Origin of the sequence: Dokdonia sp. (assembly GCF_039945015.1) — a bacterium.
Classification (GTDB): Bacteria; Bacteroidota; Bacteroidia; order Flavobacteriales; family Flavobacteriaceae; genus Dokdonia.
Genome location: NZ_JBDUXP010000022.1, coordinates 26,550 through 48,320 on the forward strand (window position 1 = coordinate 26,550; position 21,771 = coordinate 48,320).

Annotated in this window: 26 protein-coding genes and 2 tRNA genes; 11 read left to right on the plus strand and 17 right to left on the minus strand. The window is 34.8% G+C overall.

Features of this window, described 5'->3' with window-relative positions:
• Positions 1–2 precede the first annotated feature (2 nt).
• From ABJD27_RS18415 to ABJD27_RS18425, 3 genes are read left to right on the plus strand one after another with little or no spacing between them, the layout of a single operon-like run.
• Positions 3–461 carry a phage N-6-adenine-methyltransferase gene (locus ABJD27_RS18415; protein ID WP_348166999.1) on the plus strand — a complete coding sequence of 153 codons (459 nt, stop codon included), beginning with the start codon at positions 3–5 and terminating at the stop codon, positions 459–461.
• The gene (locus tag ABJD27_RS18420; protein WP_348167002.1) at positions 462–911 is read left to right on the plus strand and encodes a hypothetical protein; all 450 of its coding nucleotides are present in this window, start codon (positions 462–464) and stop codon (positions 909–911) included. It begins immediately after the preceding gene.
• Positions 901–1,431: a hypothetical protein gene (locus ABJD27_RS18425; RefSeq protein WP_348167005.1), complete on the plus strand. Its 531-nt coding sequence runs from the start codon at positions 901–903 to the stop codon at positions 1,429–1,431. Before ABJD27_RS18420 ends, ABJD27_RS18425 begins: the two co-directional genes overlap by 11 nt.
• Positions 1,432–2,017: 586 nt before the next feature.
• On the opposite strand, the gene ABJD27_RS18430 is transcribed toward ABJD27_RS18425, so the two are convergent.
• The 3 genes from ABJD27_RS18430 to ABJD27_RS18440 all read right to left on the minus strand — a co-directional run bounded on the left by ABJD27_RS18430 (position 2,018) and on the right by ABJD27_RS18440 (position 3,056).
• Positions 2,018–2,449, minus strand: coding sequence for a hypothetical protein (locus ABJD27_RS18430; RefSeq protein ID WP_348167011.1), 432 nt, complete (start codon positions 2,447–2,449; stop codon positions 2,018–2,020).
• 29 nt (positions 2,450–2,478) lie between these two features.
• Positions 2,479–2,697, minus strand: a complete 219-nt coding sequence (locus ABJD27_RS18435) for a hypothetical protein (protein WP_348167014.1) — start codon at positions 2,695–2,697, stop codon at positions 2,479–2,481.
• Between the two features lie 83 nt (positions 2,698–2,780).
• Positions 2,781–3,056, minus strand: a complete 276-nt coding sequence (locus tag ABJD27_RS18440) for a hypothetical protein (RefSeq protein WP_348167017.1) — start codon at positions 3,054–3,056, stop codon at positions 2,781–2,783.
• Between the two features lie 120 nt (positions 3,057–3,176).
• On the opposite strand from ABJD27_RS18440, the gene ABJD27_RS18445 reads away from it, so the two are divergent.
• Both ABJD27_RS18445 and ABJD27_RS18450 read left to right on the plus strand, forming a co-directional pair.
• On the plus strand, positions 3,177–3,413 hold the full coding sequence (locus ABJD27_RS18445) for a helix-turn-helix transcriptional regulator (protein WP_348167020.1): 237 nt from the start codon (positions 3,177–3,179) through the stop codon (positions 3,411–3,413).
• Between the two features lie 19 nt (positions 3,414–3,432).
• On the plus strand, positions 3,433–4,149 hold the full coding sequence (locus ABJD27_RS18450; protein ID WP_348167023.1) for a DUF6602 domain-containing protein: 717 nt from the start codon (positions 3,433–3,435) through the stop codon (positions 4,147–4,149).
• Positions 4,150–4,831: 682 nt separating this feature from the next.
• On the opposite strand, the gene ABJD27_RS18455 is transcribed toward ABJD27_RS18450, so the two are convergent.
• Positions 4,832–5,023 (minus strand): hypothetical protein, encoded by a 192-nt coding sequence (locus tag ABJD27_RS18455; RefSeq protein WP_348167026.1) that lies wholly within the window; start codon positions 5,021–5,023, stop codon positions 4,832–4,834.
• Positions 5,024–6,273: 1,250 nt separating this feature from the next.
• Here ABJD27_RS18455 and ABJD27_RS18460 point away from each other — a divergent pair.
• From ABJD27_RS18460 to ABJD27_RS18480, 5 genes are all read left to right on the plus strand, one after another.
• The gene (locus ABJD27_RS18460; RefSeq protein WP_348167029.1) at positions 6,274–6,786 is read left to right on the plus strand and encodes a hypothetical protein; all 513 of its coding nucleotides are present in this window, start codon (positions 6,274–6,276) and stop codon (positions 6,784–6,786) included.
• Between the two features lie 6 nt (positions 6,787–6,792).
• Complete coding sequence (locus ABJD27_RS18465; RefSeq protein WP_348167032.1) at positions 6,793–7,206, plus strand: helix-turn-helix transcriptional regulator; 414 nt, start codon at positions 6,793–6,795, stop codon at positions 7,204–7,206.
• A complete protein-coding gene (locus tag ABJD27_RS18470; RefSeq protein ID WP_348167035.1) occupies positions 7,207–7,662 on the plus strand; it encodes a hypothetical protein in 456 nt (151 codons plus the stop codon).
• A 388-nt stretch (positions 7,663–8,050) separates the two neighbouring features.
• The gene (locus tag ABJD27_RS18475) at positions 8,051–8,557 is read left to right on the plus strand and encodes a hypothetical protein (protein ID WP_348167038.1); all 507 of its coding nucleotides are present in this window, start codon (positions 8,051–8,053) and stop codon (positions 8,555–8,557) included.
• A 27-nt stretch (positions 8,558–8,584) separates the two neighbouring features.
• Positions 8,585–8,833: a GIY-YIG nuclease family protein gene (locus ABJD27_RS18480; protein WP_348167041.1), complete on the plus strand. Its 249-nt coding sequence runs from the start codon at positions 8,585–8,587 to the stop codon at positions 8,831–8,833.
• Positions 8,834–8,869: 36 nt separating this feature from the next.
• Here the strand turns inward: ABJD27_RS18480 and ABJD27_RS18485 are convergent, their stop codons facing one another.
• Positions 8,870–9,256, minus strand: a complete 387-nt coding sequence (locus tag ABJD27_RS18485) for a helix-turn-helix transcriptional regulator (protein ID WP_348167044.1) — start codon at positions 9,254–9,256, stop codon at positions 8,870–8,872.
• 227 nt (positions 9,257–9,483) lie between these two features.
• Here ABJD27_RS18485 and ABJD27_RS18490 point away from each other — a divergent pair, with 227 nt between their 5' ends.
• Positions 9,484–11,037 carry a recombinase family protein gene (locus ABJD27_RS18490; protein WP_348167047.1) on the plus strand — a complete coding sequence of 518 codons (1,554 nt, stop codon included), beginning with the start codon at positions 9,484–9,486 and terminating at the stop codon, positions 11,035–11,037.
• On the opposite strand, the gene ABJD27_RS18495 is transcribed toward ABJD27_RS18490, so the two are convergent.
• The 12 genes from ABJD27_RS18495 to ABJD27_RS18550 all read right to left on the minus strand — a co-directional run bounded on the left by ABJD27_RS18495 (position 11,003) and on the right by ABJD27_RS18550 (position 21,520).
• Positions 11,003–11,076: transfer RNA gene (locus tag ABJD27_RS18495), tRNA-Asn, on the minus strand. The two genes, ABJD27_RS18490 and ABJD27_RS18495, sit on opposite strands and share 35 nt — an antisense overlap.
• A gap of 226 nt (positions 11,077–11,302) precedes the next feature.
• Positions 11,303–11,376: transfer RNA gene (locus ABJD27_RS18500), tRNA-Asp, on the minus strand.
• Positions 11,377–11,441: 65 nt separating this feature from the next.
• Positions 11,442–12,377, minus strand: a complete 936-nt coding sequence (locus tag ABJD27_RS18505) for a DUF58 domain-containing protein (RefSeq protein WP_348167050.1) — start codon at positions 12,375–12,377, stop codon at positions 11,442–11,444.
• Between the two features lie 138 nt (positions 12,378–12,515).
• Positions 12,516–13,088 (minus strand): ATP-dependent Clp protease proteolytic subunit, encoded by a 573-nt coding sequence (locus ABJD27_RS18510; protein WP_348167108.1) that lies wholly within the window; start codon positions 13,086–13,088, stop codon positions 12,516–12,518.
• 180 nt (positions 13,089–13,268) lie between these two features.
• Positions 13,269–13,589 carry a thioredoxin gene (gene trxA, locus ABJD27_RS18515; protein WP_348167053.1) on the minus strand — a complete coding sequence of 107 codons (321 nt, stop codon included), beginning with the start codon at positions 13,587–13,589 and terminating at the stop codon, positions 13,269–13,271.
• A gap of 403 nt (positions 13,590–13,992) precedes the next feature.
• Entirely contained in the window at positions 13,993–14,691 is a 699-nt protein-coding gene (locus tag ABJD27_RS18520) for a zinc metallopeptidase (protein WP_348167056.1), read from the minus strand.
• A gap of 121 nt (positions 14,692–14,812) precedes the next feature.
• Positions 14,813–15,547: a hypothetical protein gene (locus tag ABJD27_RS18525; RefSeq protein ID WP_348167059.1), complete on the minus strand. Its 735-nt coding sequence runs from the start codon at positions 15,545–15,547 to the stop codon at positions 14,813–14,815.
• Positions 15,548–15,584: 37 nt separating this feature from the next.
• Positions 15,585–15,944, minus strand: coding sequence for an endonuclease domain-containing protein (locus ABJD27_RS18530; RefSeq protein WP_348167062.1), 360 nt, complete (start codon positions 15,942–15,944; stop codon positions 15,585–15,587).
• A 231-nt stretch (positions 15,945–16,175) separates the two neighbouring features.
• A complete protein-coding gene (locus tag ABJD27_RS18535; RefSeq protein ID WP_348167065.1) occupies positions 16,176–16,436 on the minus strand; it encodes a SemiSWEET transporter in 261 nt (86 codons plus the stop codon).
• A gap of 138 nt (positions 16,437–16,574) precedes the next feature.
• On the minus strand, positions 16,575–16,853 hold the full coding sequence (locus ABJD27_RS18540) for a GIY-YIG nuclease family protein (RefSeq protein WP_348167068.1): 279 nt from the start codon (positions 16,851–16,853) through the stop codon (positions 16,575–16,577).
• Between the two features lie 261 nt (positions 16,854–17,114).
• A complete protein-coding gene (leuS, locus tag ABJD27_RS18545; RefSeq protein ID WP_348167071.1) occupies positions 17,115–19,991 on the minus strand; it encodes a leucine--tRNA ligase in 2,877 nt (958 codons plus the stop codon).
• Between the two features lie 593 nt (positions 19,992–20,584).
• Positions 20,585–21,520 (minus strand): 2-dehydropantoate 2-reductase, encoded by a 936-nt coding sequence (locus ABJD27_RS18550; RefSeq protein WP_348167074.1) that lies wholly within the window; start codon positions 21,518–21,520, stop codon positions 20,585–20,587.
• Positions 21,521–21,771: the final 251 nt, after the last annotated feature.

Sequence of the window (21,771 nt, forward strand, 5' to 3'; positions counted from 1 at the left end):
ACATGCATAAAGTATTATTTAGTAGTAATCACACAACATGGGAAACACCACAATGGTTATTTGATAAACTGGAAGAGGAATTCAATTTCACTCTAGACCCTTGCTGTGTCAAAGAAACAGCAAAATGCAAGAAGTATTACACTCCCGAAGATGACGGTCTCATTCAAGATTGGAGCGGAGAGACCGTATTTGTAAATCCCCCTTATGGAAGGGATATCGTCCATTGGGTAAGAAAAGCCAATCAAGAAGCACAAAAAGGAACAACCATAGTAATGCTGTTGCCAGCAAGGACAAGCACACGTTGGTTCCATGATTGGATTTATAATGATGCTGATGAAATTCGTTTTGTTAAAGGACGCTTGTGCTTTTTGCTTAATGGAGAACACAAAGGGAGCGCACCTTTTCCGTCCTGTGTTGTTGTTTTTAATGGTAATAATCACACGAAAAAGCAAACTACGTAAATGGAATTTCCGTATACCAATGTACAGGAATATTTAAAAGCTTCGGGAATACTTGAAAAAGGTACTCCTGAAGCTATTGCTAATGCACGTAAACTCTTTAGAAAGCTTTATTTAAAACAATACAAGAAAGAATATGCTAAGGATCACAGTAATGTGACCATTAGCTTTACTAAAGAAGATAAATCAGAATTAAAGGCAATAGCTGTAGAACAAGGAAAACGTTTAGCCAGCTATATCAAAGAAATCTCGATAAAGCAATTAGATCAGCATGCCCGTATACGTAACAATGAAGAAGATGTCTTTTTAGAAATGAAACAACTTTTATCACTCTGCCTTGATATTGTAGAAGCGTTACAGTTTGAAAATGAATACCCTCGACTTAATAATTCATTTAGCGAGTTAGAAACTCTATTTAATCAAATGTGTGTCCTTATAGATAATGATCATTAAATCCCTATCACATACGCAAAAGGATTCAGCAAAGCTTTTAATACGCTATGTGTTTGATAAACGAAAGCCACTATTAGATAGAGATCAAAAGTCACTTGTTTTTAAAGCAGGTGTTAGAACCTATGATAAAGACAAATGGATCAAACAATACCGAGATTTAGAATCCAAACGAAAATCCAAGTACGCTAATAGATCAGTGGTTAGTTATCATGAGGTGGTCTCATTTTCGCCAGCATCCACAAAGCATCTAGATCGACATAAGATAAAAGACTTAGTTAATAGATATATTAAGCTACGTTCTCAAAATCAACTTTGTGTGGGGGCGGTACATTTTGAGAAGAATAGAAATTATCATGCACACCTTATTTTTTCAGGAATTAGTACTTTAGATTATAAAAGTGCGAGGATATCAAAATCAAAGTTAGCCACTATTAAGAGGGAAGTACAACGATATCAAGAACAGAAATATCCAGAATTATCCGACAGTATTGTACGTCACGGACTTAAAAAAAAAGATTAGTCCGTTCCTACAATGAGAAAGAAGCACAATATAAAAAACGAACCCAACAGCTTTCTGAAAAAGATAGATTATTTCTCAAAGTTGAACAGGCATTTGAAAAAAGCAGATCACAAGATGCTTTTAAAGAGGAATTAACAAAACAAGGAATACACACCTATGATCGCAATGGAAAATTATGTGGAGTGTATTATGGAAAACGCAAGTTTAGACTTAAACGAAGTTTAGGAATTGACCCCGATCTATTACTATTAAGAGATAAATTTAAAGAACGATCTGCATCACTTTCAAAGCTTCGCAAGAAATTGGAACGTAACAGATCAAGAGGAAGAGAACGCTAGTAACGTTCTCTTTTTTTGTGGCGGGTTGTGAGGAGTTTGAGGAGACATCCTCAACCAGATGCAAGTTCTATTGTACAAACGAAGTGAGTACCAATGGAACTTGCAATCTGGCTCAAAGACTGTCCTAAAAGTATGACGACTTAGGTTAGTCTTTGATCGAATGTCTTAAAAGCCTCGCAAGGCGACTTAGGACATTCGCGATTAAAGGACATTCATCATTCCTATTTAGGGATAAAAGGATACTACTGTTATTTTATAGGCTTTCTTTTATTCTTTTTGAAAATGTGATTTACCCACTTGCTAAATGTATAATCATTGTTGCCTTGAATATATGATATATACCATTTGTCATCAGTACTCTTTTTAAATATAAAGACACAAATAACTTGTCTATCATTTTTCTTTGACCAATCACCGTTATAGTAGTCTTCCTGATACCTTACTTCTGCGGCTATATTGCGAGTTGTTTCATCTACGATATTGAGTAATCCAATATCGCTGACACGAATATTTTCCATCGTTACACGATGTGTTGCTCCATAGTTATTCTTAAGTCGTGTTGAAAACCGTGTTTCTTTGGTGTTTTCAACAATCCAGTTTTCTATTTGTGCTTGCTCAAGGTCATTATTTGCACTGCAAGCGATAAGGAATAGAAATGGGATAAGGAGATATTTTTTCATTATTACATTGTTTTAAGATTTATAAAGGATTATTTCGATTGAGTTTCTGTTTGTATTTTCCACCCAGTATCATACAGGACAAAAGTTACTTCTTCTTCACCTTGAGTGATTTCACAGCCTCTGCGTTTACTGAATCGAATCTTCTGAAAAGGTGTTGTTTCTGTGATATATGAAAACCGTACTATAGCAGTTTTAGTCTCCTGATTGACCGATATACCTACTATGTCTTTCACTACTAGTTCTGTCATTTTATACAGCTTACCACCACGTTTACCCAAGTCTTTCCCTTTATACTTTGTAACAGCTTCTTCGGTAGGTTCCCATGTATAATTTATATGAGATGGTTTACCTCTATAATACCGTTGGTCTTTTTTGATGGTGATAAGTCCTTGTCTCTCGAGGTCTTTAAATGAGCTAATACAGGTAGTGGTTGTTGATTGTTATTATGATATGTGGAACTGTGTACCGCTTTTTCACAATATCGTTTATAGCCTTGTTTAATAATCTCAAGAGCTTCACTATTTGAAAGATCAATCTTTGATGTACAGGAGTCAATGGCTAGGGAGAGAAAGGCGATAATAATAATTACAAGTAATGATTGTTTCATGATGTATTGATTTTAAGTGACTAATGAAGCAAACATATAAAAAATCCTTATAAAATACACCTAATAAAGAACACTTTATAAAAGGTTGTATATGTACACCAACTCATAGAGGTTTGTAATATGGCAAATCACGATACAGAGACAACAGAGAAACTTGAAAAATTTGGCAAGAGACTTAAAGAATTACGTAAGGCAAAAGGCTACGAGAACTACGAACAATTCGCCTTTAAGAATAATATTTCACGTTCTCAATATGGGAGGTATGAAAAAGGACAAGACATACGTTTTAGTTCGATATGTAAAGTTCTCAAAGCGCTTGATGTTACCTTTGAAGAGTTTTTTAAAGGATTTGATTGAATTTATTTATTATTGAGCAATGAAAAAAAGTTTACTCTTCAAATATTGTGAGGCATCTTTGGAAGTTCTTAACTCCCAATTCAACGTTAGTACTTTAATCAAACACAACGCTACTAATGGTATGGTAAGAGAACAGATTATAAAGGATTTTTTAAAAAAACACTTGCCAGATTTGATACATGTTGTTTCTGGCCAAATTATAGATAGTAAAGGAAACTATACAAAACAACAAGATGCGGTATTGGTTTTGAAAAAATCACCTCGGCTACCTTTTTCTAGTGGGGATGATTTGATTTTCACTGAAGGCGTATTGTCAACCATTGAGATAAAGTCTCAATTAAACTCTAGTGTTTTAAAATCCATTGGAAGTAACATACGGACAGTGCGTAACTTACAGCCTAGTTCTAAAGGAGCTAGTTATACAATGCCAATATGTAAATGGAAAATTAGTAGAATTCTAACATCTATTATTACATATGACGGTAGTAGTATTGAAACATTAAAAAAGGCGATTACTGCTTTAGATGAATCTGAAAAACCAGATTTAATTTTAGATTTAGGTAAAGGTTTGTTAGTTAAAAACCATGGACTGCTCATGGAGATGTCAGAGGATGATCAGGAATACATATCAATTTCAGATCCTTCTAAAGGTTTAATGCTATATCTTACTTTTTTAATAGAAATTGCAAGTAATAATGCCACAAAAAATATAAAATGGAGAGCCTACTGGGATTGATTTTTTATGATCTACTCTAGTCCTACTAATCGATTCTTCTTTTTAATCTCTTATTGTTTTTTCAATAGTATTTTCTGTTTCATTAGTGATAGCTTGTAATTTGTTTTTAAGTTCATAGTTAGTCATAGTATTATATAAAGATTAACGAATAATACGCTGACAGAAAAAGCCCAGTAGCAAAGCTTTTTTGGCAAGGAGGAATCCGTTAGGAGCATTCCTTGCGAAAAAGGTGTACTGGGCTAATGTCGAAAGTATTTATTTGGTTTTATATAAGACTAAGAGTAACTGTTTGAAAAAATATTCTAAGTAAGAATATTTAATGAGGGATATTAGAAGAGCGAGAGTATAGATTTTTAAGCATATAAACTACTCAAAATCAGTGTTTAATAGTTTTTGGCGATCTTTTGTGTGATATTAATCGTATATATAATAGCAGATGGTTTTGTCAAGATGCTTTTAGAAGTAAATTTTGTTAAAATCTTTGTTAGGAACTTTATATTTCTTCTACTAATAGAACTATAATATTCTTTAATTTTATAGCAGAAACATCTGAAAATGTTTGCTTTGTAGTGCTTTTTGGCTTATCTTTGTCGTCCTCTTTTTTTTAGAGATTAGAGGAAAGAAAAGGACGATCGGCAAATCGTCCTTTTACAGCATTTGACTAAAGATAGCCAATCAAGGGTCAGCGTTGTAGGGTTTTTATTAAAAACTCTCTAAGAACTGTAGTCTGAGTAATAGTATCAAAAATTGATTCTATTAATCCAACATCAGGTTTTGAGTTTGAAAAATAAACCACTAACGCAAATGCAATGAAGCATACTGGTCGTTTGACCAGTTTACAAACATCACTTCTGAAAAAACGAAACTTTTTCATAAGTATATAGGTGTTTTAAATTAATTGAGTTTCTCCTCGTGAGAAACTCTTTTTTTTCGAATCCCTGCGGACCACCTAAATACCTCAATAAGAGATATTGTTTTTTCAGTATTTTAAAGAGCTTAAAAAAGCCGTTCTCTTTTGGAGAACGGCTTTTTATTTTATATTTAATGTTACGTTATACCGTTCGTTTTTTAACGTAACTGTCATTGCTAAATCTTTTATTAGTTCGTATACCCTTATTCATGTTTGTTCTTTAAACCTTAAATAGATTAAACCTATTTAAAAGGCTATGATTGATTAGTTAGTTTCCTAATATACAGATTTTTAATCTGTTTTAAGAGTTTTTATTTTAGGTTTTCGTTAAGTAGCAGTATAATATCGACAAAACACACAAAATGTTATAATATATATATTACATCGTTAAATTTAGAGGTTATAAACATAATACAACGTTATAGTTGTAAGAATTTTATTACTTTGTTTTTTGTGTTCTCTATTTTTTCCTGCTTACTAATTTGATATTAGACTACTTGTATTTTATAATTTTAGAAAAATAAATTATGAGATACATAATACGTAGATATATATTCTGTTTTAAGGTTATTATTAAATAGTAATATAGAATATTTTTCTAAAAACTTATTGAATGACTAAAATCAAAATTAATGAGTTTATTTCCCTCTAACCTTATTCAACTCCTCCAATCTCTTTTTCATCGTCACCGCTTGCGACTTCTCTAATTTATCCTTCTCAATAATAGAATCCAATAAGATTTCCACCAGAATCGAACTTTCCGTAAATAATCATCTGACTCTTTACGGAAAACCGTACTTATTATATTTATTAGTAAGTTATTTTTAGAAGGTTTAATATTTATGAGATAATCTGAATAACTGCTTTGGGTCAATCGGATAATAAGGGTAAATGTCTTTTAAATTCTAGGTGTTTATACCCTGATTTAAATATTATTTATTTATTATTTTTCTTAAATCAAAATATATATAATATAACTAACTTTTATTTCCCTTATTCGTGTAACTTATATTAGTATTTTGTTACTAATATGTTGTATATGAAATGTTTTTGATATAAAACTCGTTAATAATTTTTGATAAAAGTTCATTGATTTTGCAGTATAAAGCTTTTGTTTTGGCGTATATTGGGTAATTTAATCATAAAAAAAAGCAAAATATGTTAAATAATTCACTTATAAGTGAATATATTTGGTTATTAACTTAAAAGTGAATATGTTTGTAGAAGTGTTTTCAGATGAGGGTAAGAAAGTTACTTTTTATACAATTAGGCATGAAGATGCTGATATGTCAGAAACTGAAGATTTTTTCAGAAGAGTTCATAGTAGTGACTATAAAGAAGACGTGTTTAAATTATCAATGTTATTAGCTAACGAGATAGGAGATAGATATGGCGCACATGAAAAATATTTTAACAGAGAAGAAAGAGCAGCAACAGCTCTACCCCCGAAATATTACAAACCGTTTAAAGGAGAAAAAACAATCAGTTTTTCTTACTCACCCTTAAGGTTATATTCTTATAAAGTATCAGATTCAATAGTAGTTTTATTCAATGGAGGCTTAAAATCCACTAATGGAAGTGCTCAAGACGACCCCAATATTAGAATACATTTTCGACAAGCTTATCTATATTCAGAAAAAATACAACGAGCGATCAATGAAGGTATGATTGACATTCAGGGTAAATATATGGTAGGATTTGATGGAAGTAAAAAAATTAAAATTTAAGAAATTATGGTAAACGATTTTTTCAAGCAGGTTTTAAAAGAGACACCTAAAGACATAGAAGTTTTCGTATCAAAATATGAGGCTATAACTATGCGTATTTATGAAATACTGAAAGCTAAGAATTTATCTCAAAAAGATTTAGCAGAAAAATTAAATAAGAGACCTTCGGAGATTAGTAAATGGTTAAATGATGGTCATAATCTAACATTAAAAACATTATCGAAATTAGAAGCTGTTTTAGAGGAAGAAATAATAAATATTCCTCTAAAGCAAAGTTTTGTCGGTAAGAATAATGATGTTAATACATTTAGTGGTGTAACCACTTTTTTTGTTTACAAAAATGATAAAAAGGAAAGTATCAAATATCAAGAATGTAATTTTATAGAAATGAAACCTAAACTATCAAAAAGAATTGCATAAATGTTGAATAAATTTGATCCAACTGAATTAGACATTATTGAACATAAAATTGTTCAAGGTCATATTGAGTCTCCATTTGAATTTGATAGTGATTTAATTGAGAATTATAAAACAGATATGTCTTTCAATGCTTCTTTTGTAATAGAAAAGAAATTGGTTAAGGCCTATATGGGATTTGTAATTCAAACTAATAGTGAATCTGACCAAAAAGAATCAAATGCTGAATTTGATTTTGTATACGTTTTCAGAGTTGGTAATATAGAAGAATTGCTGACTACGGAAGAAGATGGTGAGATTAATGATTTAGAGTTGACTTTATTAACTGCAATTGCAGCTATTTCATTTTCTACCTCTAGAGGTATTTTAATGACAAGATTACAAGGTACAGTAATGAAAGATTATATTTTACCTGTTATTGATCCTAAGAAACTTTTGGAAGAGTGGGCGGGCGTATAATAATTTTATCAAATAGATTTCTTTGCTTAAAGAAGAGATCTATTTGATTCTTACCCTACTCAACTTATCCAACCTCTTCTTCATGGTAACCTCCTGTTACCTCCAGCTTATCTTTCTTAATAATCGTTTGATCCTTCACTTCACGAGAACGGAATAAATCAACCACGGAAGTACTAATCGCATCACAGACTCCTTTCAATGATATTATCTACAAAACTAAAATCTATTGATCCACCATTAGAGAATATAATTAATTATAAAAATAAATATAACTTGCATGTTATCAATTAAGTAGTATTTTTGATTACTATATAGTTAACAAAATTAAGTGAGTTACAGATACCTGCGTTGATTTACTTTTCATTACCCTCCAATACCTATATTTTATATGATTGATATTCGTTCATACTTCTCTATGAATTGTTATAATTTGAGTGCTAGTTCAATTTTACAATTAAATAAACATAAAGATAGTTCTATCCAAAAAGTGATTTCAGGGATAGAAAAAAATTGTTTTGCAGTCCAGGTTTTTAAAAATGGAAAGTACGTTATCTCCTATATAGATAATAACAAAGAATTAAATGGATTGGGTTTTAATCTTTCGTTAAAAATAGACGTAGATACCAGAACGACGTTTACCATAGAATTCTGTAAGTTGGTAAGTGATAAATATCAAAGTATAAATTTTGTTGATGCGTTTAATACCTTTCAAATTCAATTACGTGATAGTTTTGATAAGATAGGATATGTTACTTTAGATACTCAGTTTTTTAAAGCAGAAAAATTAGAAGAACCATTAAGGAGGAAGGGAGTTTTTCTTTTCCCTGAATTAGATAAACTCAGTATATATCGATGGTTTTTTGATGAGAATGAAAAAAACATAATAATAAATTAGAGAACAAGAAAGAAGATATATTTAGTATTGAATCTTGTTACTAACCTGATTGAAATATGCGAAGGGTATTATTCTTGTATTAAAGTAAAAATATGTCAGGAACTAAACCCTAGTTGTGAATTAGTAACGACGTGGACAACGCCAGCGCCTGAGTTAGACTTAAAAAGAATACATAACCAATTCAAGAAAAAAAGAAGAGATGGTGAGTGGTTTAATTTGAATTTTAATGATCTTAGGTATATTAAAGATCGTATGGAGAAATATAAAGCTATTTAATCTTTATGAAATTTTAAATTAAGAATAGCATTTTGATTAGGTTCTCGCCTTATCTAATTCTTCCAATCTTGTTTTAATCTTCAGATCTTGCATATTTTGCAATTGTGTTTTCTCAGAAAGACTATCTAAAAGATCATTCACTAATTTTTGGTCACTACTATTTAAGGACTCTATACGTAATATCTTTTCTAATAGTGAAGTAGTAGGGTTTTGCATATCAGTAAGTAATTCAGCAGCAGAAATCTCTAACTTTTTTGATATCTGTTCTATGGTTGAAATACCAGGTTCGACTTTTCCATTAATAATTCTACTGAAACGACTTTGTTCGATATCAATCTTCTTGGCCATTTCGCCTTTTGACATGTTATGCTCTAAAAGATAATTGTTGAGATTGTTAATCAATATTTTTTGCAGATCTGACATAAAAAGAGTGATAAATATGTGCTAAAGGTATTAAAATTTGTTGTATTGTGCATAAATATACGTTAAAAGTATATAATTTTTGTTTAATAGAACATATATTTGTTTATGTCTAATACAACAAAAAATGAAGATAAATTTGCTCAATACGACAAAAAAATACAATATTCACGTATTAGAGAACGTCTACGCTTTTATGCTTTGTTGGAATATGAATGCTATAAACAACGATGCAAAACGCTATAATATATACTCGCGTCTCCACCGACGAACAAGCTTCAAAGGGATATAGCTTACCCCATCAAAAAAGTGTCCTCGAACTCTACTGTGCACATCGTGGCATCAACATTCTCTGTCACTATCAAGAAGATTATTCTGCCAAGAACTTTAATCGTCCTGAATTCACCAAAATACTAGACTACATAAAAACACATCGCAAGATCATCGACTATTTCTATATCACGAGGTGGGACAGATTCAGTCGTAATGTAGAAGAAGCGTATCGTGTCATTAGAGAATTTAGAGAGCAGGGGATAGAGATTAATGCCATAGAACAACCGCTAGACTTTTCTCAACCTGATTCCAAGATAATGTTAGCCGTCTATCTAGTGGTTCCTGAAGTAGAAAATGACAAGAATAGTATCCGAACCAAAGAAGGACTGCGTAGGGCAATGAAAGAAGGGTGTTATGTTGCAACACCGCCAACAGGGTATACCTTAACCAGAACCGAAACAGGGAAGTCTACATTAAAGATTAATGAAGCACTCGCTCCTTTGATACAAAAAGCCTTTAGTGAATATGCAACAGGAGAGTATTCCTCAGAAGATATACGCAAGCGATATTATGACAAAGGCTTAAAAGTATCAAAACAGACATTACTTAACATGCTGAGGAACCCTATCTATACAGGGAAAATAAAAATCAAAGCGTGGAAAAAAGAAGACGTGATGATCGTTGAAGGTTTACACGATGCTATTATTGACGAAAAAACCTTTGATACGGTTCAAATCCTTCTCAGTGGCAAACAACCCAAGAAAATCCATAAGTACTCGGAAATCGACGAAAACTTGCCTTTACGGGGGCATTTGCTCTGCAAAAAGTGTGGACGCGTCCTCACGGGTAGCGCTTCACGAGGGAGAAACGGAAAACGTCACTTTTACTACCACTGCCAACCAAAGTGTAAAGAACGCTTTAAAGCAGAAGAAGCTAATACACTGTATGAGGATATGCTTGGTGAAATGGTTATTACCGAAAATGCACAAAAACTATATAAAGAACTCTTGCAAACCGTCTTTCACGGAGAAGAGAATGAGCGAACAAAGAGAGCACAGCAGATTCAAAAAGAATTGGATGTATTGTATATGCGCACGGAATCTATGGAAGAAAAATTCTTGGATAACGAGATTAATGCTGATACATATAAATCAATGAAACTACGGAATCAGAAAAAGATTCTTGATCTAGAAGCAGAGAAGAAAGGTATTACCACGATGAAAAAAGACATTGAAGAGTATCTTAAACTCGGTATTTCCTTTTTGCACGGCGTTGATCGATTTTATAAAGATGCACCTGCGGATATGAAAAAAAAAATTACTGGTTCGATGTTTCCTGAAAAACTCACTTTTTTAGGAAACAGTTATCGAACCGCTTTTCTTGATGAGTTGATTTCGCTCATCCTTAGTAAACATAGGAGTTTCAGACGATTGAAAATAAAGACACCTTGTCAAAATGACAAGGTGTCTAGAGTAGCTCCTCCTCTTGGGCTCGAACCAAGGACCCTCTGATTAACAGTCAGATGCTCTAACCAACTGAGCTAAGGAGGAGTGTTATTTCCTTTAAGCGGATGCAAATATACACAATTTTACAACCTGCCAAAAAGAATTTTAAACTTTTAAGAAACTTTTTTTCGAAGTAACTCCTTTTTACAAAAAAAGCCTCTCCTTATGACAGGAAAAGCTTCTCATCGGCTTCAACTACAAAGCCTGCTACGTGTGACGTAGCCAACACAACATCTTATAAAAAAAGCCCTCGGACTGAGGGCTTTTGTAGCGGTCTGGACGGGACTCGAACCCGCGACCCCCTGCGTGACAGGCAGATATTCTAACCAGCTGAACTACCAGACCGTTGCGCTGTTGCGGGTGCAAATATACATCCTCTTTTTACATCTGCAAACAAAAAAATAAAAAAATTACACAAATTTTTGTCGCTCTACTAAAAACGTAGTCAGAATGGGACTAAACCCCTTCTCAATGACCGCTGGGATGTACTTAATTCTATATTGCGCACATCGCAATTGCAAGTTTTTAAAATACGTCTCTACAGACGCTTTATAGATGTCTCTAATGGAATCTGCATACAAATTGATATGCTCACCCGTCTCCACGTCTACAAATCGCTTAGGCGTATTAGAAAATTCAAAATTATATTCCTTCTCAGAACTATATGTATGAAAAAGAACCACCTCGTGTTTGTTATACTTTAAATGTTGTAATGCCTCAAAAAGTTGTTCCTGTTCTACATCACTCTGAAACATATCCGAAAAAAGAAACACTAAAGAACGTCTCTTTAACTTTTCGGCGATGAGATGTAAGTGTGCATAAGTAGCTGTCTTTTTTTCCGCTTTCGCGAAAGCGGGATCCAACGTACCCCCTAATTGATCTAGCAACATATGATGATGACGATCACTTCCTTTCTCAGAAGCATAAAACTCATAATCCTCTCCATATATGCTTAATCCTACAGCATCACGCTGTTTCTTCATAAGATGCATAATCGCGGCACTAGCCAGTGCAGAAAAACTAATCTTATTAAGATTTTCTACTCCATGTTGAGATACTGGAGGATAATGCATCGAGCTACTATTATCTACAATAAGGTGACACCGTAAATTGGTTTCTTCCTCATAACGCTTTGTATATAGACGGTCTGTCTTTGCGTAGAGTTTCCAATCTATATGTTTTGTACTTTCCCCATTGTTATACACCTTATGCTCTGCAAACTCTGCAGAAAACCCGTGAAACGGACTCTTATGCATTCCAGAAATAAAACCCTCAACCACTTGCTTTGCAAGAAGTTCTAAGTTGCCAAAACCGGCAGTTTTATGTAATTCTGATTTGATGTCCACAATAAAAATATTGAAAATTAGAAAAACGAATTCTGATTTGAATTCGTATACATGTCACAAGATAATAACATCGTAAAGGTGGTTGAGTGATGTATACATTCTGAGCTGTATGCTCAGAATATATACATTGTATCGAAACTACCCTTTAAAAATCCCGTCTGCAATACCATAGGCAACAGACTCTTCTGCACCCATCCAGTGATCACGCTGAAAATCTTTCATGATTTTCTCAAACGTTTGACCACAATTATCGGCTAGGATTTGAGCACTTAGCTCTTTTGTTTTGATAATTTCTTGTGCTGTAATCTCAATATCACTTGCTTGTCCTTGAGCACCACCAGAAGGTTGGTGTATCATCACACGCGCATGAGGTTGTATAAAACGACGTCCTTTTTCTCCTACAGACAGTAAAAGAGAACCCATACTAGCAGCGAGTCCAGTACAAATTGTAGAGACAGGGCTCTTTATTTGTTTAATGGTATCATACATCGCAAATCCAGAAGTCACATACCCTCCAGGACTATTTATAAATAACTGGATCTCATCATTGCTTATAGAATCCAGATATAATAAACGATCTATCACGTGCTTTGCACTACTATCTTCTACCATTCCCCATAAGAATACTTTACGTTGTTCAAGAAGAGAATTATCTATTGCGTCTTGTACTTTGGTCTTTTTTTCCATACTTGTGCCCACGAAGGTGGGTATCTTTTCATTCTCACGAAAGCGAGAATCTCATAAATATTAACTTAATCTCATTGAGAAGCAGGAAGTTTGCATCATTGTGTTTTCGCAAAAGCGTACCTCAACTACTTCAATAGCTAAAAATAAAAAAGGTTTGGCACTACACCAAACCTTTTGTATAATCTTAATAAAAAGCTGTCTGTCTTAGTTTAAAAGCTCGTCGATTGCTTTTGTATATACATCTTTAGGAGCAACACCCACTTGGCGTCCTACTACCTCTCCGTTTTTAAACATTAATACAGTAGGGATGTTACGTACTCCGTATTTTGCAGCAAATTCTTGATTTGCATCTACGTCTACTTTTCCTACGATCGCTTTTCCTTCATAATCTCCTGCGATTTCTTCGATAACAGGTCCTACCATACGACAAGGTCCACACCAAGCAGCCCAAAAGTCTACTAATACAGGTTTGTCGCTATTTAATACTGCTTCTTCAAATGTTGCATCTGTGATTTCTAATGCCATAACTATATAATTTTAAAGTTTTAATCCAATTTGATATGCAAACTTAGTCAAATATTTTGCCAAAGCTTACAGCACACGTATCAACTTTGACTATCGTGTCATTGAATAGCTTGATACCACAGGGTTTGTCAATTTGTCCTTTATTGTTTTCCTGTCATAATATAAGGAGGAATACCTGTCATATTTGGGCGTGTCCCTTTTATCCTGAAACAAGTTCAGGAATCAGGGTCGGGCTATCCGTTCTTACTCCTCGTACAAAAGAAAAGGACACTGAGTATTTTTTGCGTAGCATTAAAATGTATCGAAGTGCCCTTTTCTTTTGTCCTGTGGGGTATCCACTACTATCCCTCACGCAATGTAGAGTATAGTTATTGCCAAATATCTATAAATAGTGGAGTTTTGGCTATCGTCTTCTATTACCTAATACTTTTACAGCAAAATATAATAACGTTGCAACAGATCCTAAAGCAGCGACAAGATAGGTGCGAGCTGCCCATTTTAAAGCATCTTCTGCGCCTGCATATTCTTCTTGAGTCACCATGTTTTCTTCCTTTAACCAAGCAAGAGCACGATTACTCGCATCATACTCTACAGGTAACGTAACAAGACTAAACACCGTACCTACTGCAAACAGTCCAAGACCTACTAGTGCAACGGTACCACCTATGGCAGTCGTAGCCATAAGCATAAGACCTCCCATAAGTACCATCATACCAAACTTAGAAGAAATATTTACCATAGGTACTAGTTTAGAACGCATAGTGAGCCAGCTATAAGCTGTCGCATGTTGTATGGCATGACCACACTCATGAGCAGATACCGCAGCTGCAGCCGCATTGCGCTCATGAAAAACAACCTCACTAAGATTCACCGTTTTATTTCTTGGATTGTAATGATCAGTAAGTTGTCCTTTTACAGAAATGACATCTACATCCGTAATTCCATTATCAGCAAGCATTTTTTTTGCAATCTCTTCTCCAGACATCCCATTACGTAACTCGACTTTTGAGTAGTGTGCAAATTTCTTTCTAAGTTTAGAACTTACATAACTGCTTATTAAAGCAATAGCACCAGCAATGATATAATATCCTATATCTCCCATAATAATTTGATTTTGATATTTAAAATTACAAAAAGTATGTCAATACTAAGATCAAACCTCTAGAAGCAAGCTTTTGATAGATATATAGGCATTTTGGAACGATGAAGTGTTTCTTAAAATGTCAATAAGAGTCATGGTAGTACATTTTCCTATGCCAATTGATTTTTTTAACAATCGTTTGCGCGCCAACATTTAAGTGGTTGAGCTGTACTTTTTTTACATGTCCAGCGGCAGTTAAGATGATTAAAGTATAAAAAGTTTCATTTTTAGAATAGTGTTTTTCTAGTAAATAGTAATCCATGATGTTGCTCCAGAAAATCGTTTCCGTAGATGTTTGTAGACCATCTTCGGTAATTTTGAATTGTACTTTATAATCATAAGTCAAATATTTATAACTAAAAAAACAGCTTGATAAAAAAGCAATAAATGCTATTAAAAGAGCTATGGGTTGATCAGTATTAAAAATGTAATATATAAAACTTACAATGATGCCCGTAATAGAACCAATAATAGCGATCAGATCTGATTGATCAGATTCCCTAAAGATTAGTTTTCTAGTTGTTCTATATGATGGACTGTTAAGTGTTTCTTTTTTGATTAGTCTAGATCTAGTTCTAGTGAAAAGTTTCTCAATGGCATCTACAGGAGGATCATATCGATCCATAATGTGTTTCTCCTGTCTGATTCTTCTTTCTAGAAGTGTAGGAGTATCAAGCGTAAATGAAGGGCATTCAGAGTCAAAGTTGGCAAGCTCATTAGTGAGTTTACAAGAAACCACACGATCTGTACTTACTTGCCTGTGTTTGCATACAGTGCAAAAACCTAATTGATGACCCCTTCTACCGGTTGTACTCATACCTATAATGTAAAGATATATGATTATAATATAGAGACTACGTGTTTTTAAAGTATGATTTAATATCTAATAATACACTTGGTAATAAATCAAATACTATTTTATTTTCGAATCGGATGACCTTAAACCCTAATTCTTCCAATTTTTTTGTTCGTTTAGCATCATATTCTTGTGCGGTATCATTAAAGTGAATTTCTCCATCTAATTCAATAATTAATTGTTCAGAAGGACAGTAAAAATCGACGATGTAATTAAGAATGCTATGTTGTCTTAAAAACCGTTTACCATCCAGTTGTTTGTTTTTAAGATGTTTCCATAAAAAGCGTTCTGCAGGAGTTGCATTATTGCGAAGTGATTTTCTGTAATTCTCTAAATGTTTTCTAGAGTGAATGGTCATTTTTTAAAGATAGTAGTTTTCGGGCTAGCTTTCAGCTTCGCCAATCCCTCTGTCAAAAACAACCTTTTTGACATCTCCCTTTTTTAAAAGGGAGAAGCCTTGCTTACTATTATGTGAGTTTCAAATAGAAGCACACGCTTTTTATAAATAGATTAATGATGTGTTGTTGGAAAACGAGAACAAAAGCTTCTCCCTTCAAGAAGAGAGATGTCTGCTTTGCAGACAGAGGGATTATTTTCTCCCGTATTTCAATTTAAAATACACTAATAAGAACACAGAAATAATCGTAATTCCATTGGCAATGACTAATGAAGGACTGTCTTTATAGATTCCGTAGACAAACCAGAGAGTAATCCCCGTAAGAAACATGGTAAGCATAGGAAGTGACAATGCAGATACATCTTTGGTCTTCCATGTTTGATATACCTGTGGTAAAAATGAAGCCGTTGTGAGTACAGCAGCGGCAAATCCTAAAATTTCGATCCCTTCCATGTGTTTGTTAGTTCGTCACACCGAAATAAATTCGGTGTCTCATTATTTTTATTTCCGTGTGTGATGCTGAAACAAGTTCAGCATGACGCGATATACGTCACACCGAATTTATTTCGGTGTCTCATCTGTATATTAGTTCTAAAGCTTCAGTGTTTCTAGTTTTGGATTTGTTGCTCGTATGAGATTTAACTTCCACTCTTTATGCCAGTTCTTCAATTGTTTTTCTCGAGAAATAGCTTGATCAATATCGGTAAATTCTTCAAAATAAATCAAGTCCTTTAGATTATATGTGCTCGTAAACTTTGACCCTATACCTTCTTGATGTTCGCTGACTCTTTTTGACAAATCTGCGGTAACACCTATGTAAAATGTTGTTCTATATGTGTTTGTCATTATGTAAACATAGCTAAGTTGCATAATATCATTTTTTAGCGACTATTCTAAGTTAACTACTTGTGCGATGCTGAAACAAGTTCAGCATGACGATGTGTCGACGTACGTCACGCCGAATTTATTTCGGTGTCTCATTATTTTTATTTCCGTGTGTGATGCTGAAACAAGTTCAGCATGACTCTGCGTCACGCCGAATTTATTTCGGTGTCTCATTTATTTTTAATTGAGCTATACTATATACGTTGCTCTATGTGTGATGCTGAAACAAGTTCAGCATGACGAGGATTACCCCACTATATTTACAATCTTTCCAGGGACGATAATCACTTTTTTAGGCGTGCGTCCGTCGAGATACATTTTTGTTTTTTCGTGAGCCATCACGACTTCTTCTATCTGATCTTTGGTATAGTCAAGTGGAAGTTCTAATGTAAACTTCATTTTCCCATTAAAAGAGATCGGATAATTCTTAGCACTCTCAACCAAGTGACTTGCGTCAAAAATTGGGAAGGGTGCTTCAGAGATACTTTCTGTATGTCCTAATTTACTCCATAACTCCTCAGCAATGTGCGGCGCATACGGGGCGATCAAAATCAAAAGCGGTTCTAAGATGCCTCTAGAAGTACACTTTTGTGCAGCCAACTCATTACCTGCAATCATAAAAGTAGAAACCGATGTATTGAAACTAAAGTTCTCAATATCTTCTTCTACTTTCTTAATCGTTTTATGAAGTGTCTTTAAGTTGTCTTTTGTAGGCTCAGCATCTGTTACGTTAAATACTTCTTCTGCACCAGAGTGGTATAATTTCCAAAGTTTCTTCAAGAAGTTATGTACCCCTGTAATACCTGCCGTATTCCATGGCTTTGCTTGCTCCAACGGTCCTAAGAACATTTCATACATACGAAGTGTATCTGCACCATATTGATTACAAATGTCATCAGGATTAACAACATTGTACCAACGCTTAGACATTTTTTCTACTTCACGTCCAACTATAAATTTATCTCCTTCTAAGACAAATTCTGCATCCTTAAATTGAGGCTGCCAATTCTTTAAAATCTCGACATCAATTTCATCAGAGGCATTCACCATATTCACATCAATGTGAATACCTTCTGTTTCGTGTTGACCTTTAAGACCTGCAGAAACATATGTATTTGTTCCGCTTATTCTATATGCAATAGCACTCGTTCCCAAAATCATCCCTTGATTGATCATTTTTTGGAACGGTTCATCGAACTCTATATACCCACGGTCGTATAAGAATTTTACCCAGAAACGTGAGTACAATAAATGACCTGTTCCATGCTCGGAACCTCCAATGTATAAATCAACATTCCCCCAATAGTCCAATGCCTCTTTAGGAACAGAACCATCCTCTGTGGTATTGTCCATATACTTTATGAAGTACCAACTACTTCCTGCCCATCCAGGCATCGTATTTAACTCTAATGGATAGACCCCCTCTGTCCCTTGGACATCTCCCCCAGAGGGAGAGATAAGGTCATTGGAAACAATAGTGTTTGTTTTTGTATCCCACGCCCATACATCGGCGCGACCTAATGGTGGCTCGCCATCTTCGGTAGGTAAGTATTTTTCAATTTCAGGAAGTTCCACAGGCAAATGCTCTAGCGGAATCATCTGTGGCATTCCGTCTACATAGTATACTGGGAAAGGCTCTCCCCAATAACGCTGACGACTAAATACTGCATCACGTAAACGATAGTTCGTTTTACCCGTTCCTGCGCCTATTTTTTCTAGCTCGTAAATCGCCAGTTTTACCGCTTTCTTATATTTTAATCCGTTTAGGAAATCACTATTTGCAATAACCGTTGTCGCTTTATCTGCAAAGGCTTCTTCAGAAATATCAACTCCTTCAAAAACATTTGGAATCGGAATTCCAAACTTTTTTGCAAAGTCATAATCACGCTGATCGCCACAAGGTACCGCCATCACAGCGCCTGTTCCGTAGCCAGCCAATACGTAATCACCAATCCACACAGGAACTGGGTCTTTGGTAAATGGATGTTCTGCATAGGCTCCTGTAAAGACACCAGAAATGGTTTTTACATCGGCCATACGCTCACGTTCAGAACGTTTTGATGTAGATTCTATATAAGCATCTACCGCTTCTTTTTGTTCAGGAGTGGTGATTTTTGCAACCAATTCATGTTCTGGAGCAAGCGTCATAAAGCTGGCACCAAAAATAGTATCTGGACGTGTCGTAAACACATCTATTTTTTCTGCGTGTTCTTTTAATTGAAAAGACACCATCGCACCCACCGATTTCCCAATCCAGTTACGTTGCGTCTCTTTAATAGACTCACTCCAATCAATCCCTTCTAATCCTTGGATCAAACGTTCTGCATAGGCAGAAATACGCATAGACCATTGGGTCATTTTTTTACGTACTACCGTATGCCCACCACGTTCTGAAACGCCGTTTACAATCTCGTCATTAGCAAGTACGGTTCCTAAAGCAGGACACCAGTTTACTTCCGTTTCGGCTAAGTAGGTAAGTCTGTATTTTAAAAGAATTTCTTGTTGTTCTTTATCAGAAAAAGCATTCCATGCATCGGCTGTAAATGGCTCGATATTGTCATCACATACCGCGTTTACTCCTTCATTACCCGCTTTCGCGAAAGCGGACACCAACGTATCAATTCCTTCAGCTTTATCCGTATCTATATTGTACCAAGCATTATATAGCTCGGTAAAAATCCATTGTGTCCATTTGTAATAAGCAGGATCAGAAGTGCGTACTTCACGACTCCAGTCAAAAGAGAATCCTATTTTATCCAGTTGGTTGCGATACCCAGCAATCACATTACCTTGATTATCGACACCGCCTTCTATGTTTACTTTGGTCGTCGTTGCAGGATGTTGTCCCGTCTGAATCGCATACTGCTCGGCAGGCAATCCAAAAGAATCATATCCTTGAGGATGCAATACATTAAAACCTTTCAAACGCTTGTAACGTGCATAGACATCACTGGCAATATAGCCTAATGGATGCCCAACGTGTAAGCCCGCTCCAGAAGGATAAGGGAACATGTCGAGTACATAATATTTGGGTTTATCGCTATTGTTGCTAGCATGAAAAGTGCCTCTGTCTGCCCAATATTTTTGCCATTTGGCTTCTATTTCGTTGAAATGGTATTTCATCTACTTGAAAATTTTATTTTATTGGAAATGAAGTAAATAAAAATTTTCTGCTTAGATCAACCGCTACGCTTTCGCATAAAAAATTTAATTGTTCTAGTTGATAAGCAAAAAATTAATTTTGTTTATGCTCATTTCATAATGTGTTATTTTTTCCGCTCTTGCCTACCGTCAGGCAGGTTTGCGAAAGTGATTCAAGACTGAAACGAGTCAGGAATCAGGACGATTGTATTATTTATATGTCACAGCTTTACGCTGTTTAAGCCGGCAAATTTACAATTATTTGACCTATTTCATCATGTATATGTAATAGTATCCTAATATATGTGATGCTATAAAATAGAGTAACACTCTAAATTAGAGTAGTACTCTATTTTTAGTAAGCCCCATAACCCCGTAAAAGTGGTGACTGAGTGATTCTGAGGAACGAGGAATTGTATCGAAGTTATTGGTTTAGAAGTATTAGATAAGCAACTCCCTTTCACCTGTATTCGTGCCTCATACAGCCACCTCCCCTCAGAGAGAGGAGGAGCTTTTGTTTGTAGTAAGTTGATGTGTTTTGAGTCATCTCGACGGTAGGAGAGATCACACATGTATTATTTGGATAAAGATAAACGTGCTATTTTTTCTTGCGGTGTCAATAGCTCATATATCATCTCATTAACAGGCGTGGGAATACCTAGTTTCTTTCCTTCTTTTACAATAAAACCGTTGAAATTTTCGAGTTCGCTAGGTTTGCCTTCCATGATATCTCGTTGTGTAGATGCTGTGGTTTGTGATGCTTGACGCGTGATGGCAGCAAAGGCTTTGTCTATTGTGCTTTCTGGAAGTAGAATTCCTTTGGCGTGTGCAACGGCATAGACTTCTTGTGCTGTTTTGAGCATGACATCTTTGATGTATGGGTTGTCACGCATTGCTCCAATAGGAGCTCTGGTCAAACCTCCGATGGCACTTACGGTCGTGATAAATAGAAATTTTTGCCAGATAGCGATTTGGATATTTTCTGGGATGTTGGCATTGAGATCTGCTTCCTTGAATGCTTGTAAAATAGCTTCGACTCTAGGTGTTCTGGTATTGTCTTGTTCTCCAAAAAGAAATGTAGGTGGAATATCTGGATTTGAAATCACGCCTGGGCTTTTTATAAAACTAATCATCCTACATAAACCAGAGAGTACTTGATTCTTTGGAAGTACGTTGTTTAATTTTTCTGTATTGTTAGCTCCGTTTTGTAATGATAGAAATAAAGTAGTATCATTTGTATATTGCAATATCTCTTTTGATGCTTCTTGTAATTGCCAAGATTTGGTGCCAAAGACAACAAGATCGGGAACATCTATTTTGGAAAGATCATCGGTAGCAAGATGCGGATGTGCGGTAAAATTACCTGTGATACTTTGTACTTGAAGGCCGTGTTCTTGAATGGCTTTAAGGTGTGCGCCACGAGCAATGAGGGTTACTTGATGTGATGTTTTGGCTAGTTTTCCGCCTAAAAAGCCACCGACGCCTCCGGTACCGTAGATTAGAATTTTCATGATTTAAAGATAATCGTTTTCGCGAAAGCGAAAAAAGAATATAGATAAGAGCATATAGAGAAAAGACGTATGGGTATGTATAAAATCGGCTTAAGAATAGAGCATTAATCTATAACTTTCCTTTTTTCTCTGTTCTTTAATCTCTTCTCTTTTATATGAAAATTTCATAATTGTAAATCTAACGTCATTCCGAATTCATTTCGGAATCTCACTTTGATTGAGAAGAATGATGATGAGAACCTGAAACGAGT